Annotated in this window: 5 protein-coding genes and 1 pseudogene; 1 reads left to right on the top strand and 5 read right to left on the bottom strand. The window is 54.7% G+C overall.

Annotation, left to right across the window (positions count from 1 at the left end; genetic code table 11):
* Nucleotides 1-471, top strand: a pseudogene (locus E1297_RS10320) (DUF3800 domain-containing protein); the annotation flags it as partial.
* Between the two features lie 237 nt (nucleotides 472-708).
* Here E1297_RS10320 and E1297_RS50255 read toward each other — a convergent pair.
* The 5 genes from E1297_RS50255 to E1297_RS10295 all read right to left on the bottom strand — a co-directional run bounded on the left by E1297_RS50255 (nucleotide 709) and on the right by E1297_RS10295 (nucleotide 16,528).
* Complete coding sequence (locus tag E1297_RS50255) at nucleotides 709-1,410, bottom strand: DUF3320 domain-containing protein (RefSeq protein ID WP_155137621.1); 702 nt, start codon at nucleotides 1,408-1,410, stop codon at nucleotides 709-711.
* 258 nt (nucleotides 1,411-1,668) lie between these two features.
* A complete protein-coding gene (locus tag E1297_RS10310; protein WP_155137619.1) occupies nucleotides 1,669-3,402 on the bottom strand; it encodes an AAA family ATPase in 1,734 nt (577 codons plus the stop codon).
* A complete protein-coding gene (locus E1297_RS10305) occupies nucleotides 3,399-11,996 on the bottom strand; it encodes an RNaseH domain-containing protein (RefSeq protein ID WP_155137616.1) in 8,598 nt (2,865 codons plus the stop codon). The genes E1297_RS10310 and E1297_RS10305 overlap by 4 nt, the downstream gene beginning before the upstream one ends.
* 9 nt (nucleotides 11,997-12,005) lie before the next feature.
* Nucleotides 12,006-15,404 (bottom strand): hypothetical protein, encoded by a 3,399-nt coding sequence (locus E1297_RS10300; RefSeq protein WP_155137613.1) that lies wholly within the window; start codon nucleotides 15,402-15,404, stop codon nucleotides 12,006-12,008.
* Complete coding sequence (locus tag E1297_RS10295) at nucleotides 15,401-16,528, bottom strand: hypothetical protein (RefSeq protein ID WP_155137609.1); 1,128 nt, start codon at nucleotides 16,526-16,528, stop codon at nucleotides 15,401-15,403. Before E1297_RS10295 ends, E1297_RS10300 begins: the two co-directional genes overlap by 4 nt.
* Between the last annotated feature and the right edge of the window lie 256 nt (nucleotides 16,529-16,784).

Here is a 16,784-nt window from a genome sequence, read left to right as displayed (position 1 = left end):
ATGGCCGCTTGGACACCAGATTTGACAATAGCTCAAAATCCTTGGATGCTCTGCAAAACCGCATTCACCGTCGTCGTGGAACGCTCCGCGAAATACGCTATCGCCCACGGCATGAAACTACGTGTGTATCCAGAGCGGTGCAACAAGGCTGAAGATTCGAAACTGGAGGGCTACTTCAAGGCTCTAAAGGCGGAGGGAATGCCGTTCGTCAAGAACAATTCAGATAAGTACAGCCCCTTGACCCCTGATCAGCTGACCCAGACGCTCTACGAATTCAAGACCAAGCAAAAGACCTCACCGATGGCCCAACTCGCCGATCTGTATTTATGGCCGATCTGCATGGGCGGCTATCACGCCAGCAATCGTCCCTACCAGCGCCTGACTGAGGACGGAAAGCTGATTGACTCCCATATCCAAGAACACGAGCGGCCGATGCTCGGATCCAAATATAGCTGCTTTGAGAATGTCTAACGGAAAGCTTAGAAACTCAAAAAGCCTCCGATGTTTCCATCGAGGCTTTTGGGCGACCGCAAAGGCGATCTCGTGGGCTAGGCCCGAGGTTAAATCTATAGCACCCCATAACTTGTTGCAAGGTTTTTTTCGTTAACCTGAATTAACCTAATGGCTGTACCAACGTAACATTTGTGGAAATCATGCACGGATCGGCATCCATCATTCCCATCACAGCTTCCCAATTATTCGCCGAGACTAATCCAGATCGTTTCCTCCCTCTCCCTTCGCAACATCAGCATCAGAAGCCATCTCAATCGCCTTTTCAAGCCGTGCTCGGCTTGCTGCCGCCAGTCGATTGAGTCCGATTGATCTTGCGAATGCGAGTCCTGGGTCATCTGACAAGAGAATGTCCTGATGTTCTCTAACAAAGGCAGCGAGCTCAACGAATGCGATATCGCTAACAGGGCGCCGATCATCCTCGGTCGCATGATGACGATAGCGGAGAACTTCTCGTTGCTGCCCATCCCGCCAAAGAAATCGCCCCCCCTCCTCGCTTGTTTCGATGTTTCGAGTATGGCGTTCGACATGGGCTCGTATTGAAGCTCCAGTGCGCAACCAACCATGTGCCCGGGCGACCCGTTGCGCCAACACGTCATCGCGTTTTGGAGCTTCGGCCTCGAGAATTGTGTTGATCATCGCTTGGATGGTTGGGGTATACGAAATCTCATAGAAGCGATCGGGTTCCGCAGTGTAGCCTGAAAGATTACCCCGTTGGAAAAGATGGGCCGTCGCCGACTCGTTTGTTTCCGGTTCTGCTGAAGTTGCTTCAGCAAGCGGGATCAGCAATTGTGTCGGCTCATCGTCTTCAAATGCCGGTGTAGAAATAGTCTCGGTATCCGGCTCTTCCTGTTCAGGCACTTCAGCCCTGACCTCTTTCTCCTCCAGATTGTCGCGCACTTCTCTCACAGATTGTCGCGCTATATCGCGCCTTGCTCCAGCGATTGAAGCACGTATCCCTTCACCGCCGCCGCCTTAGCCTGCCGATATCTCGCCTCCATATTCAGCAGATTTTGATCGCGACCTACGTATATGTCGTAGCGCCCAGTCGACGCGATGTAACCCTCTCGATAGGCCAAAGCGATGACATCCGTTCTTCCGAGCGTGTGACTGCTCCCCGCCCTGAAGGACGGGGTTTGCCAGCGCTCTTGGGTCAGGTCAGGTCTCCCTGCTTTTACTCCCCAACAACATTCCCTCCCCCTTTTGCGAGCTGTCTATCGTCTGAATCGAGCTGGGAGATCTTAAATCGATAACCTTGACCCTCCGATCTCCATCGCCATTCAGAATCTGCGGGAGTGCCTCAAAAAAGTTTCTATGATGTTCCTCAATCATACCCACTTTGTCCGAAGCATTGCGCCAGCCGCCATCTCTGATTTTTACGTCCAAGGGTCGATCTATGACGATGTAATTGATGCTGATGTCGTCCGGGATCATAGATCTGATGCGATCTCTGATATGCTGTTCGAGGTGAGTAGCATCCATGATCACGTCACGACCCGACTTTAATATCCGGATCGCTTGCGCCAGATACGAATCCAGGATCACACCTTCCACAAGGTTGGGGTTTTTCTCCTTCGCGCTTTCTCTGATTTTATCCCTAGATACGACCGTTTCCGACTGGCGGCTTGCCCATGTTGATTTTCCGGCCCCTGCCGGACCGATGATGACGGTGGCTTTCTGACCGCATCTTGGCCAATCCCATCCGACCTCTCCCTGCGAAAAATCACGAAGGGTACTCCTCCCCCACACTTTGTCAGCTTCCAGGATGTCGTCCCTTGAAACAGGTTCCATGTGGGCTGCGGCATGCCTCATGTTTTTTGCAAGCTTACTGAGGTATCCATCATCACCCCGCAAAAACGGCCCGCCTCGAATCCGTGATCTGTCTTCATCAAAGCTGATCGCCCGAATATCGCCAATTTCGAGTTCCGTTGCCCTTGTTTTTGTGCGTTGGCGTGCTCCGAAATTTAAAACGTAAGGGGTTTCGCGAGAAACTTCCCTGTCAAGTACGACACGGTGCCTTCTGATGAGCGATCTTCGAATGATGTCCGAAGTTTCCATCGCAATCGGGAGTTGGGCGCGCCAGATCCGATGCTTCAGCTCTTCCGCACGGTTGTCCATGATGAGGCGAATAGTGTTGATGCAGACGTCGTCGGACCAAAGGTCGGCAACCCCCTCCTCCCAGCTGAGCGGCTGGCCTTTTGGATACGCTTCAATGTTACTTGTGATTTTACCTGTCAGGTGAGCTAGCGGGTCAATCTGGGTGCGAAGATCTAGGGACAGAAGAATTTTTAGCAGCGTGATGTCCTGGCCAGCGAGTTCGATGGAGGTGGCTCTGGCGAACCTTTCCAATATCCCGTTTGGTCGTCCGGCTATTTTTTCCGCTAGGCGACTGATGTCTTCCTTGGAGATCACGTTTTGCCAGGTGAGTATGCTTTCAGGGCCTCCTATCCGCTCGAATTCCCTCGGGCTGATGCCAAGTGGTGTCACCACGATCAAGTGGGGGTGGTCGGCGTAGCTTTCTGTTTTCTTGCTGTAATTCAGCAGGAAAACGCGCCAATCCTCCCAAAAACGGGTCGGGATCTGCGAAATAACGTACACCCTTCCAGGCGCTGATTGACGCAGGATGAAGCTGTCGAGCGATACATCGTCGAGCGGCAAGTTAGGTGTTGCCGACACGAGAGTGCGAAGGGGCGGAAGTCTCGTGTCTGCGGGTATGTTCGGGCTTATGGCGGAAATGTCCGTTTCGCGCCTCACCTTGGCCCTTATGGGCGCAGCGATTTTGGCGGCGATCGTTCTTGGTGCCCGCAGGAAGGTGATCGGCCGATGGAACGCCCCGGTCACGAGGTTTCCCAGGAATCGTCCAGGCCCTTCGAGAGACCATATATCGCTCATGCGCCGGCTCCGGACGAAAAGAGCCTTTCGGCAATGTGCGGGTTCAGGCGGTAGCGTTCGGTTCCCCCCTCGAAGATGGAGGGTTCGGCGACGCCAAGAGCCTTCAGATATGCGACCAGCTGCTTGCTGTTGATCTTAAGCTCAGGGTGGTCAAGGCTTGCGATTTCGATGCTTTCCACGTCGAAATAGCTGTCGGAGGCGTTGCATCCCGTAAATTTAAACACTTCACGCAGGATCAGTGAGGTTTTTTCGTCTATGCCATAATCTTCAAGGGACCAGGACATCGCCTCCTTTCTTGCCTCGCCCAGCGCCTTTCGGAAGGTCAGGGCGTTGCCGGAGCTGTCCGGAAACAAAGTGGACATCGGAATGTTCCAACCACCGCACGCCTGATAAATATCGTCTGTCTTTATCTCCGTGTTGTGGGTCTGATGCAGGAACGTGTCGGTCTCCAACTGCCTCCAGGGGCAGAGCGGATAGTGTCCGATGAGGTCTTCGGACATCATTTTTTCGCTCCCGGCCCATAGTTTGGCGTTGTTCTTGTCCAGAATGAAAACCACGCGCGTCTCATCTGCGATGACGGCTTTGCGTCCGAGGGCGATGCGGATCCATTCGGGGTTCCATTGTTCGCTCCTTACGATAAGAGTCATTTTCTTACGCGTTAAATCCCGCAGGAATGTTCCCAGATCATTGGCGCTGCGTCCCTTGAACAGGCGGATGTTGATGTTCGACTCTGGGTATTCATGCGTGACCACATCCTCGATGGCTTTATGGACATAGGCGATTCCGGCAACTTCAAGTCCGGTGATGACCGAAACCTTGGGGCCGGAACTGAGAATGCGGTTGAGGTCTCCGGTGGTGAGGGGTGATCTAAGCCGTCTGCGATTGGGCGGAGGGCTGTCGAACAGCCGCCGCCGCAGTTTCACGTCGAAAGTGGGCGGACGAGGCTTGTCTATGAAGCTCATCAGGTCTTCGAGTATTCGTTCCTGATCTCCGAGCATCGTTTGCAGGGATCGCGACCTCAGGGTCCAGCGATTTGATCCGATGGACTTGAGAACGCCGAGGTTCTCCATTTCGACGACCATAGCGCCCATGTCGGAATCGGTGAAATGACCGTGTCCGAAAGTTTGGGGCCAGTATTCTCCCGCTGCAAGGAGCAATTCCCTCGGTGTCATTCCGAGGTTGGGTCTGTTTTCCGTGCTGTTTTCGATCGCTTGTTGAGCGATGATGAGGGCCAGCAACCGATATCGTTCGCCGTCCAGTGCGAGCGTCCAGTCGAAAGCCTGGCGAATGCGGTCCAGGGTTTTTGGATCCCTAAGCATCTCTTCGACCAGTTCCGTCCCGATCTCCCTGTTAATGGGGTCGGAGACATCGGCGTTTTTCGTCCCGCGTTTTACAAGTTGCTCCACAAGGACCTGACAGAACAGCTGGATGAGTACGGGGTAGTAGAGGCAGAAGTTCAGGATCCGCCATACGTCATGTCGGTGCTTGAACTGGTATCCCATTCCAGCCAACGCCTTTGTCACGAGCGTTTCCGCATCCTTGCGCTCACTCCCCGTGAGTGGACCGATGGCAAGAACGTTCCGTTCAAGGTGGCTAATCGGAGAGTTTTCGACGTTGTGGACGGCCCGGGCGATGTTCTGGAGTCCTGCGAAAACGCATTTGAAGCGTCTGTCCGTGCTGTTCATCAAATCGATGATCGACATCAGCGTTTTGAAGTTTTCTTTCTGATCGTCCTTGATGAAGTCGTTGCTTTCATCGACCAAAAGGAGAATGCGACGTCGGCTGTCCGCCTTGAGCCAGTTGGTGATGCTCCGCGCGAATTTGTCCGAAGTGGTAACTGGGTCGAGGAATATCTCCTTCGGCATTGCTTTCGATGCCTTCTCCCAGAGGTTTTGCGTCTCTGTCGAGTGCATCGATATGTAGGCGGCGACGATGCCATGCTCGTGGTTCTGCTGCTCCGCGACGAAGTGAAGGAGTGCGGTTTTCCCGAGCCTGCGGCCGCCGTACATCAGGAATGAGCCGTGAGGCGAGAGGATTTGCTGTCTCTCTTCGTTGCGCCCGACGAACATCTCGGGTGGAACGCCTTTGTTCCCGTGATCCCGGAACGGATGCGCATAGGTGAAGGCCTGGGCGACTTCCAGCATCGACATGAAGCGGAATCTGTTTTGGGCCAGCGCGTAGAGCATCAGGGTCTCGTCGATGACGATGGCCCTGCGCTTTTCCCGCAGGCAGAAATGATAAATCGCGTTCCGCTCCTCCGATGTCATTCGGCCGAGAACGAATATCAGCACTCCCGTTGTTTCGGCCACGCCCGTCAACTCGATGAGTTCGTCGTCGGTGGGTGTTTTCTCGCAGACGCAGATTCGCCAATTGCCTTTTACGATGCTTCCGAAGTCGGGAAGGAGGATGTTGTTGGCTCCTCCGAATATCCCTGGAATTGTGGCGTCGAAAACGTATCGGCGGCGGGTTCCGTGGAGGCGGGAGAGTCTTCTTGTCTGGATCTGCTCCTTTGGTTCGGAGTAATCCAGTATGGAGGCTCTCAACAGTGCTTTGACCCGTGCCTGGATCTCCTGTTCCTTCGGCTTCTTGATGGTGTGGCGAAGCTGCGCCCACGCTTCCCAAACGCCCTCGGCGAGCGCCCTGTCTTCGACGGTGGAGAATTTGAGGGAATCCAGGTCGATCCCCTCCTGTATCGCCAGCCTTACTTCCGGTATCTCCGGCGATTTTTCGTTTATTTCGTCCTGGATGGCGGGGTAAAAGGCATTGAAGTGTTTCGGTCTTACGATACCCTCAGCTTCGAACGCCTCGCCATCGGTTTCAAACAATTCCTGCGCGGTCGAAAGATCGCCTTGGTCGAGGAGTTTGTTGATTCCAGCGAGTCGATGCCGTTCGACATTGGATGCCTTGTCGTGGCCAAATGCCTCCAGCGCCCGCTCCCGGAGTTTCTCCCGAGGCGTTTCAATAATGTTGTCCAGCCTGGTTTCGATTTCTCCCAGCCTTAGCTTCAGGGCGAGAATGTCGTTGAGACGTTCTACCTTGTCTTCGTCCGACCTCATTTCATCGGGCGTGAGTAGGGGTGGCGGGTTGTCGGTTTCAACGATGCGCAGGAGATCGTCTACTGAGTTGTCGATGATGGTCACTGACTCTTCGTCGAAGTCGGAATTGTCATCCGGGGCGAAACGCTGAACGAGCACCACGCGGTATTTCAGGTATTTCGCCTTGTTGTGCACATTCTCCCATTCAGTTCTGTAGTTGTTTTCGAGCCACAAAAATTCGTCGCGCAGTTCTTCCTGTCCCAGGCCCAAAAGGCGTGCTGTCTCCAGTAGAAGCCTACCTCCCCTGAAGGATCCTTCCTCGGCCCTTTCCCTTGCGGCCTTGATCAGTTCGCTCGGGTCTTGCCTCTGGTCTGTGCTCGGTATTTCGTCGTCAAGAATTGCCTGAAGAATGCGTTCATGACGGTATGGGGTCGCTTCCCACCCGCCTGCATAGGTCAGACCAGGGATGAAGAAGGGGGCATCGTGAAGGGCGACCTGTTGGCGAGCTGAATTAGTTTCCGGCTTTGTTTTTCCGGTGACGATTTCCCGAATGTTGGAAACGATCTCTAGACCGTATTGAACGGCCGCCATTTCGACGTCGGTTCCGGCGGTGGTTTTCCTGAGTTCGAGCTGATCGGCTGTCTTGTCCAGGGCGGTCAACAATTGGTTCGACAGTTTCGAGAGAAAGACATCGTCTCTCTTGTGTTCGTCGATGGCGACCCGGTTCTCGTACCACTCCTTGACGTCGGCATGGATGCTGGTGAGTCCGCTCCGGATTCTACTCAGGGCACCGTATTTGATTGGTTGTAGTCTGAGTTTCTTTATGGCTCCCTCAACGAGCTCCTCAATGGCTTTGTGGCTTTCAAACTGTTTCGCGTACGTCATTGCAGCATTGAAATTGCCCTCGGAGATTGCTTCTCCGAGTTGAAACAGGATGCCTTCGTCACGATGAAAAAGATGATCCCTGACGTTTTGGGCGGGTTTGAAATTCCACTTGCTCTTGTGAAAGACCTCTATCCTTTGTCTGGCACTGATCTGGGCATTTTCAGGAATCGACTCGTCGATCGTGGCATGCACGCTGTATATTTCCGATCGCGACGGTGTCCTGTGTTGCTTTTTCAGGTCCGTCGCTATGTTGGCAAGATCGTAGAAAGCCGTCCCGGCACCGTTTTTGATCAGCTCCGTGACTACGGAAATGGCGTTGTTGTCGAAGTTTTTGTCGAACAGGGCTGACTCGATGATCGCGGCGAACAGAAAGTACCTTCTGGCGGCGTTTATGCCTGTTGAGCGGGAGTTCGCCACCAGATCGTGTGCGGTCTCCACCGCTTGCACGAAGAGCGTTCTTTTCCCCGGTCCGGCATCATCCTCGGTTCCGGTGAATGCGCCTTGGTCAATCTGTCCATTCCCGGCGATCAGAAAGAGTTCAGCGGTGGTGAAAGTGTCGTTGAAATTCTCGGGGCCGTACTTCCTGTCCGCCGATTTGCGAAGGTGGTAGGCCTGACTGTAGTCGCGGTTTGCGACAAGTTCTGAAATGCGAAGTTTGATGGTCTCAATCGTCTCGATGTCCCGATCAATGTCCGCTTCGTGATCGGTCGGATCTTCGCTCGGTATGGAAGTATCGAGGATTTCCTCTTCATCGGGAGCGTCTTCATGCGTCAGCTCCTCCAGAGGGGTTTCGAAAGGATCCTCGAAATCCTCATTCTCGACAGGCTGGTCTTCGCGGACGGGTTCATTGACGATCCCAGGTGTGACCGCGTGCCCTGCTGCCCTGATTATCCCATCGGTCTCACGCGAAACTTCCAAAATCTCAGGTTCCCGTTCCTCCGGTGGGTTGGCGCAGTCGAGGGGTTGAGGGTGCTCAACTGCGAATTGGATAGTATTCGGGGACTGTTCGTTCGGTTGCTCCGCATTTTTCCGTGACTCGGTCTTTTCAAGTATGAGAACGGTCTCGTGAAGGAGCGTTTGGACTTCCATTCTGAGTTGGGAAGCGTTCTGAATGAGGGTGGTTGCCTTGGCTAGTTGCCTGTCTTCAAGGAGGCTTTGCGCGGTATTGATTTCAAGAATTGCTTCGTCGGCCTTGGTTCGCGCGGTATCCTTTGCGACGCGGGCGGCCTCGTAAGTCTCCGTGTCGGTCGCTTCAGGTAGGTTATCGATTCTGCAAAGGAGGTTGGATCCGAATTCGTCGAATTCGTCCTTAAACTCCTTGCTCATTTCCTCGAGAATGCCTTTCAGTTCCGAAACCAGGTCGGTCAGGTCGACCTCTGGATCCCGGGCGTTCTGGTATTCTTCCGTGAGTATCCTGATCTCGTTTGCGATGCGTGCGATGCGTTCCGATGCCTCCGTTGTCGGGTCCATCTCCGCAAGGCGCAGGGCGTTTTGAGCGAGGATGCTCGCCTTCTCGTGCAGGTCCTTCTTGATGTCGTCCTTTTTCCTGATTTCGATGTTGTTCACTGTCTCGAAGGCTTGCATGTGTCGTTCTTCCGTGGCGTCGGCGGTTGGCTCTCCGCTGTCCTGTTCGCGATCGTCTTCTTCTTCGTTGACGGCATCGGGGGACTTGTTAGGGTCGTCGTCCGGGTCAAATTTCGGCAATCCGTCCGGATTCACGGTTTCCTCCAGGTCGGCAACGGCGTCGGCAATCTCTTCATCGGAGGGTTTGGCTTCCGGCAAGTTCGCTTCCGTGGGGCCTTCTTCATCTTCATCATCGGTGTCGAAATCGAACCTTGAAAGGTAGTCTTCGACCTTGTTCGTGAAGGAAAGCGGAGCGGGCATGGCCGCCGTGGCGGTGTGGTGAGACGCCAGCAGTCTCAGCTTGTGTATGGCGGCACAGATTTCATGCAGATTGTCGCCGTCGAGGCTTCGTATGATGGAAATTTCCAGAACGCTCGGCAGGGGGTACGGCTTGCTTTTTTGGAACGTCCTCGTTTCGGTGGTCTCGCCATCGTCGGATTTGCCTGATTTTTTCACCAGCATATCGCGGTAAACGCTCAGTCCGCGCTTTTCCTGTAAGTTGTATCCCGGGGTATCCCAGAAGAGGCCGCCGTTTTCCCAGGTCGATAGCTGGACCACTCCGACCTTGATGCTGTCTCCTCGGGTCTCCTGACCACTGATTTCATCTTGGCTGCTGATTTTCGTAACGATGTGCCCGGCCTGATCCCGGTCGAGCCGGATAATGCGAACGTCCTTGTATTTTCCCATTCCAATGGGAAGGTCGGCGATCATGCCGTCAAACGTGAAGGCGGGTGGCATTTGGGCGTTGTTTTTGATTGCCGGCCACAGCTGACGGGTTTGGGAGGCATCAAAGAAGAGGAGCGGCCGCTTGCAGACGTCTAGCGTGTCGTCAACCGTGGCTTTCACGAACTCCTGAAAGACCGTTTTTCTTTCCTTGGAGTCTCCGAGCGACAAATCTGGATTTTCGGCGAGCTTCTTGAGGAAGTCGGAGAACAACGACCAAGGCGAGATTTGCGTGTGACCATCGGGGTGGAGTGTGGCCATGCATGCCTCGGCCCGGCGTTCAAATTCCCTGATGCGCAGGCAGATGGCGAGTTCTCCGCCCTGTTGCCCCCTCTTGCCCCTTCTCTTGCTGATGATCGCATAAGAAAGAATTGCGTCGGGACTCGTGGTCTTGTCGGGAAACGCGATGTCCATCGTGTTCTTATAGGGGTCGATTGCGGCGGAGTGTCCGAGCAGCAGATCGTAAACGGCGGATTGAAGGCGGTAGAGATAGTCGGAGAACCCGGGCGAAGGCGCTTTCTTTCGGGCGTTTTTTGCCCTGTCGAGCGGACTGAAGTCGTCGAAGGGGCGAAGGTACTGCACATTGACGTCGGCGTTACCGGCAAGACAAGCGCGTGCGGCAAGCTTGTTCACTTCGTCATCGGTGCGGTTTTCGAAAAACTGCGGAGCCTGAACGATGACGTGTGTAACCGCAGCTTCCTTTAATGCCTTTGCGAGTTCCTTCCATCGCTCGTACTGAACCTTGTAGCGATCACGCGTTTTGGGCTTGCCCTCGTGAAGGGCTTCGCGAGGACCGTGTGTTTTTGGCGGCAGCGCGAATTCCTGATCGGAGCACATAACGCCGTTCCCGAACAGGTGTTCGATAGCGAACCGTATCAGCCTCCGCTCTTTTTCCGTGGCCGCCACGATCGCGACGACAGGTCTCTTGTTGCCAAACACCTTTTCAACCCTGTCGGAATTATAGCCGGCTTTCTTTCGTTGGGATTCCCGGTGTTTTTCCAGTTCCTTCTTTTTCTCTGGGTCGATCAGCCCCGAATTCAGGTCGAACTCCTGGGTGAACATTTCCAGCGCAATTTCGAGGTCATCCATGGCATCGAGATCCTCGGCCCACGGAATGAAGAGCTCTTCGATCGAAAGCTGGCGATCATTCCAGCCATCGGAAACGCTGTAGGTTGTTTTAGTCGTATCAAATGGAGCGGGCATGATCCCGAGCGGCTCCAGCAATGTCGAGAGTTTTTCAAACACGTCGACGTGGTCACGGGTCGATGCGCCGAAGCCGATTGAGTGACGCCCGTATTTCGGGGAGTGGGGGATTGCGACGAAAACGCCGCGGTTGGCGTGTTCGGTTGCTGCCATCTGCTCCGACACGTCGCCAGACAGGTCATCTTCGGCCTTGAGTCTTTCCAGGGAGAACAGCGGATTGAAGTTGCTTGCGACCTTTCCTGCCTTGACCGAAAGGCGACTGGTTATCGAGACCGTGGGGTTGTCCTTTGTCAGGATTCTGGTTGTCAGTGCCTTTTGTCCGAACAGGGCGGCACCGTCCGGAACCTTCGACCTCCAAAGACGCCTCCGGACGCGGGGTATCAGCACAAGCTTGTTTAAGCCTGGCAGGGTTTCCACGGACAGTCGGCATACCATCGAGTAGCATGCCTTGCCGTGACGCTGTGGCCATGTTTCGAATTCCAGGATGTTGAGTGGGGTCTTTCCTGCCTGAACCACGCGTCTGACGGGTCCCATACCGTCGAAAAGTTCGATGCCCGACAGGGTTTGTGCGAGTGCGGGAATGATGGCGTCGCGAGCTTGGGTGAAGTTTTGTCCGACCACGTCCTGATCAGGTTCGTCGACCCGATATGTGTCCGGGCTAATGTCGTAGGCCTGTCGTCCAGTTAATAGCCCAAGGAAACTGTCGAGCTCCTGCTGTGCAAGGGCCTTGTCCACTTCCGTCTCGGCTGGCTCGAGGAAATCGAACCATTCGGAAAGCTGGTTATTGATCCAGACGGCGATCGCCTGGTCGAGGGCGACCCTTATTGGTTCCAGATTTTCTCCGACGACCTTCAGAAATGGCTTGTCCTGCCCGTAAAACCCCATGGTTGGATCGATGTACCAGATACCTGGAACGGTCGCTTCCATCAGCGCCCGAAGAGACGCTGTCGGCAGGTGTTTTGCCTCGACCTTATTGGTCTCAAGGGCAAGTTCCTTGAGGTCGCTGACCGCGCCGCGGGCTTTGTCTGACCAGGAGACGGACATCGCGTTTTCCAAAGGGCGTATCTGGTCGACGACAAAAATGGCGGGGAATGTCGTCTCGGTGGTGCCGTTCTTTTTCGCCACGTTTTCCTCCTAGGACGACATGTTAAGATTTGCGCAGTTTTTCAGGGGCAGTAGAAAGGGTTCGTACATTGCCTTGTAGATCTCCCTTTCGACACCCGGCCCGGTCGTCAGGCGGCGTTCCAGAATTTTCATGACGCTTACGAGCATCGAAGTGAATGCGGTATCGTTCTTCCCCATTGCGGAATTGGGTGCCCATGCCGCATCGACGAAGATCGCCCGGCATTTGACGCCGTTTCGCATGGCTCTGCCGATCGTTTGTAGAATCTCGACCATTATATCGGCAACGAACGGTTCAGACATTTTTCCGAGGCGATTTACGGAAATCGCCATTCTGAGAAGGCTTGAAGTTATGAAGTTGGCCTGTGCCCGCTGGTCCCTCCACTCCTTCGCGATATCGTTCACGTTGGGAAGGTCGGCCAGGGTTTCATTGAGGTCGAACTCCATGGACTGACGTCCGACCATCCCGGTAACGAAATCGAAATTGTCCGAAGACGGGTGCGGGCGGGTGAGGAACACGACGGTGCCGAGGACGGCATTGTTCTTGTTCGGACCCTCCGGAAAAACGATATTGACCCCTCTGGAGAGCGCCCGCATGGGAAAAATGATTGCGTCCCAGTCGTCACGACGTCCGATCGCCTCGACTTGGGCCGAGACAACCCAGTCGCCTGAATTGTTTTCCGGTATTTCATTGGAAACGCCTATCGTGCGTTTTGCGATGTGCGGATATTTCGCTGCCAGATGCTCCTTGATCCAGTGCACCTGTTCATATGAGTTCACGACGAAGGCGACTCTTCTTCCCGGTGCGAAATCCATCGTCATCTCCGCGACAAGCGGGTTGTCGCCGGAGTAAAAGTGGTCGGCCATCATCTCGAGGGCCTCGCGTCTGGCCTCCTGTCCGCCTTTCACGCCGGAGAACCTCAGGAAGGAGTTGCTGTCGTATGGATGCTTGATCGGCATGAATTTGAATGAAGAGTCCCGCCATTCCGACTGTTGACTTGTGCGCCGGAGAATGTAGTCCGGTCCAACAGGGATGTGGTAACTCGGGCTTTCTTCAAGGAAGGAAGTGGCGCTGGTCAGAAGAACGTTCGGCCCCTTCAGGCCTTCGTGGCGGTTCAAGCGATGCCAATGGTACATGAGGAGCCTTGGGACTGACCTGAAGTTCAGATACTGCAACTCAAGCGCATCTGGGCGGTTGTCCTCCGAGGAAAAGGAGATTTTCACGCCCGCAAGCCGACCGACGAGAGATTCAGGCAGGAGCCTTGCGATGTCTTCCGGCGGCCGCCCGTCGTCCAGAGGTCTGTCGTGAACGCCTTCCGCCACCATCGCCTGCTGGGCGAGCGTGATGATGTTGTATTGCATGATCACGGTGGTTATGCCGACCAGCATGTCCAAGTGTCCATTCCGGTGAACGGGAGGCAGGTGATCGGCGACCGGAAGGAAGTCGAACAGGAGCGTCCGGATCTGTTCGAGGAGTTTGTTTCTGTCGGTGATCCTCTCCGAGGCGATCCAGAACCTCAACAGGTCCTTCAGGCGGTAAGAGGTTTCTCTCGCCGTTGTTTCGTCCTTGCCGCTGATGCCTGCAATTGGGGTCACGTCCCGTTCGAAGGATCTGACCGCTCCGCTGGGGTCTTTCATTGCCTCTTCGACGGTGAGGTCCCACCACTTTCGAATGATGTCGAGCCTGCGTTCTGTCTTTTCCCTGTCCTCCTCAGGTAGGGAGCTGTGGTTCTCGGGCAGGAAGAGCTCTCCGAGAACGGTTGAGCTGGTGACGAACCTGTTGGGATAGGTCTGTGTGAGGACTTTGTCGTAACGACTGTTTTTCCTATCCGACTGAATGAGTCTCACGAGGTTCGAGTTAAAGCCGTTGAACCTGTTTATCGCGGATTGATAGTTGGCGAAATTCGACGTGATTATTGCGTTCTTGCCCTGGATGAACCGTGCCGTCACGTCCTTGTTGAGACGGTCTTCAAGGCTGTTCTTGTCACCCGTGAGCTTCAGTGCCGTGACAGACTGGGAATCAAGCGTCGTTTGTGCGCCGTCGGCCTCGTCGATGATCACCAGGTCCATCGTTCTGGAGATCAGGTCGACGTAGCGGATCATCTCCCCGTCCTCCAGAAAATGGGGGAGTACTCTTGGCATGGTCGACAGGATGTGGCCTATCCAAATGCGCTTTTCAGCTAGTTCCCTGGGGGAGCGCATGCGTCCACACCAACCGGACATCGGACAAAGCAGGTGACTTTCGTCGGCGTGGGGCGAGCCGTCCTTCTTGATCTTTTTCTGTCTCAGGTCCGTACAGGGCGGCCGATCATGCCTGAATTCGACATGATCCTGGTAGGTCCCTCCCCTGAAGCCGTCGAGCGCGCAATTATAAGCCAGCAGACTGGCTCCTGGTCCACTAACCCCAAAACCTTCCCGTTCATCCATCGCCGCTATTCGTTCGGCGAGTTTTTTTGCATGCCTCCGTTTCGTGTCATTTGATTGTCCGACGAGAAGACCGACGCTGGCGCTGTAGCGTTCCAGTACCGCGATCATGTTGAGGGAAGCCTCGATTGACGGAAGCATAACCGCAGCCCTGAAGCCGTTCCGGTCGAGCCAGATCAACATGAGCTGGACAAGAGTGGTCTTCCCTGCTCCCGGAAGCCCTATCATGTGTTGCAGACCGGACAGCTTGATGTCTTCGACTGCGGTCAATCCGGTTACCTGCGCCGACAAGATATCGAACTTTCGTTCTCCCGTATCCGCATGAAGAAGACGTGTCAGCCAGTTGCCGGGATTGTTTTCTCGGCGTTCTCGGTCCTGATCGTCTAGTTCCTTGGCGAGTTCAACCAGGTCCGAGAACTTGATCGTGATGTCGCCGCTCGGTCGCCTCGAGAGATCGTGCACGGGGGTTGCTGGAATTTTTCCCGTTGCAACCGAAAGATCGATGTCGATGGAGAGGGCTTGTTCTTGATCGGTGACGGCTCTTGCCGGACGAGAGGTTTCGGCAAATTCACTCGGCTTTCTTCTGAATGGTATGGGGCGATCAAGATAGGCGCGCATTGCGGAGATGACGGGGTCGGTCTCGTGAACCCGTCGCCTGAAGCGGTATGGCGGGTTTGGCTCGATGTGGTAGGGCGGCTCTATGTAGTTGGGCGACGACGCATTTTCCGTTTCGTAGTCGATGCAGTCCGCGACGGCATTCCGGAGGCGGGCGTTTGTCGACTGGTCAAGCCCAAGAAGTCTCAGGTTCCTGAGTACCTGGGTGGCTGCCGTCACGTGTGGGTGTCTTTCCGTGGAATAGAACCCAGCCGTGAGCACTACCATGTTCGAAAGATCGTTGGTTTTGAGAATTCGCTCCGCGACGAAGCAAAGCCATTGAATCCGAACCGCCTTTGGTTTTAGGGCCGGAATATCGTGCTGTTCTCTCATTCTTCCGCCCCCTTGGTTGCCGGGAGGCCGTATTTCGACGTGATGGTCGTGATCGTGTCGCTGACGGTCATGAAGTTGACTGGGACTTTCCCTGAATAGCTTGACCGCAACTCTTTGAGGTAGTTGGGGTTGAAGCGCAGCTTGGCGTCGGGGATGGAGACGTATCTTTCCGTGAATTTGACAAGGCCGCCGATCCCTGAAGACAGCTTACGGCCGAGCATGGCGGGGCAGGAGTAGGACTTCGCGTCTATGCCGAATGAGCGGTCCTTCGCGCCGACATCCGCCGCGTCGAGGCTTGGGTAGAGCGACACCCCGATACCGGACGCCATCAGGCTGTCGTAAATTCTGATTTCGTCCAGCCCGGGTCCTACCCAGTACGCCAGTATATCTCTTTTTACGACTCGATGGAGGTCAGGGTCGCTGATCGTTTTCCCCTCCGTAGCGCCACTTGCCTCGTTGCAATGGCTGAGCCGGCATCTTCCGTTTGGATTGGTTTTTACGTCCGAATCCGGCCAGAGAATCGTGCCACAGCCGCCACAGGTCTTGAGCGTTCCGTCGCCTCTGATGGCGCCGACGGGAATGCGCTCGAAGAAGCTTTCTATGTCCCTGGCGATTCCTATGAGGGTGGGGTCGGAAACGAACCGATTAATGTCCTTCACCGAGACCACGGGATTCCGAACGATGAATTCCCTTATGCTCGTGTAGGCGGTGGGTTGACGTCGTCTCGGCACTGCGGATATCGCCTGCTTGAACCTGTCGAAATACAGCCCTTCCGCTATGTTGGAAAATCCGCCCTCCTCCGCTAGGTCCCTGCATTCCTCCGTTGGCACTCCAGCCGATCCGTCGATAAGAATCATGTCGGCGTATGGGAATGGGTGGTTGAACGCCGAAAGTCCCCACGACCTAATGGGCTGCGTCGCCATTTCCATGAACTCATGGATGGACGAACCCTTGTCCGACAGTCCTTCCTCAAGGCAAATCGCGGACAAGCGCACCAAGCCTTCGCGCATTTCCTTTGACATTTCGTCTTGGCGTATGCGTGCGACGGGGTCTTTTCTAGTCCGAAGTGTATAAAGTCCCGAGGCGAGAAGTTTAGCGACGAGCTCGGGGGCGTGAATAGTCATGCTTCCTCAATCAGGGCGAATCTTAGGAACCTGAAAACCAGCTTGGTTTGCCATATTGCAACTTAAGTGAATGCATTACGTGCAAATCAACCAAAAAAATTTTTTACTCGCCTAACAGTGTTGACCTGTTTCTTCGGCCAGAAAGGCTTCTCCACTCGGTTCAAAGAATGTGCGCGGTCTTGACCTCTTATAACGCGTAGGTTGCACTCGGCATTTTTCACAGACTTTGGAGTTATTGTCAAATCTGGTGTCCAAG

It is taken from the genome of Roseibium sp. RKSG952 (assembly GCF_009711355.1).
Note: the sequence above shows the minus strand (reverse complement) of the source record. Positions and strands in the feature narration are given on the sequence as shown.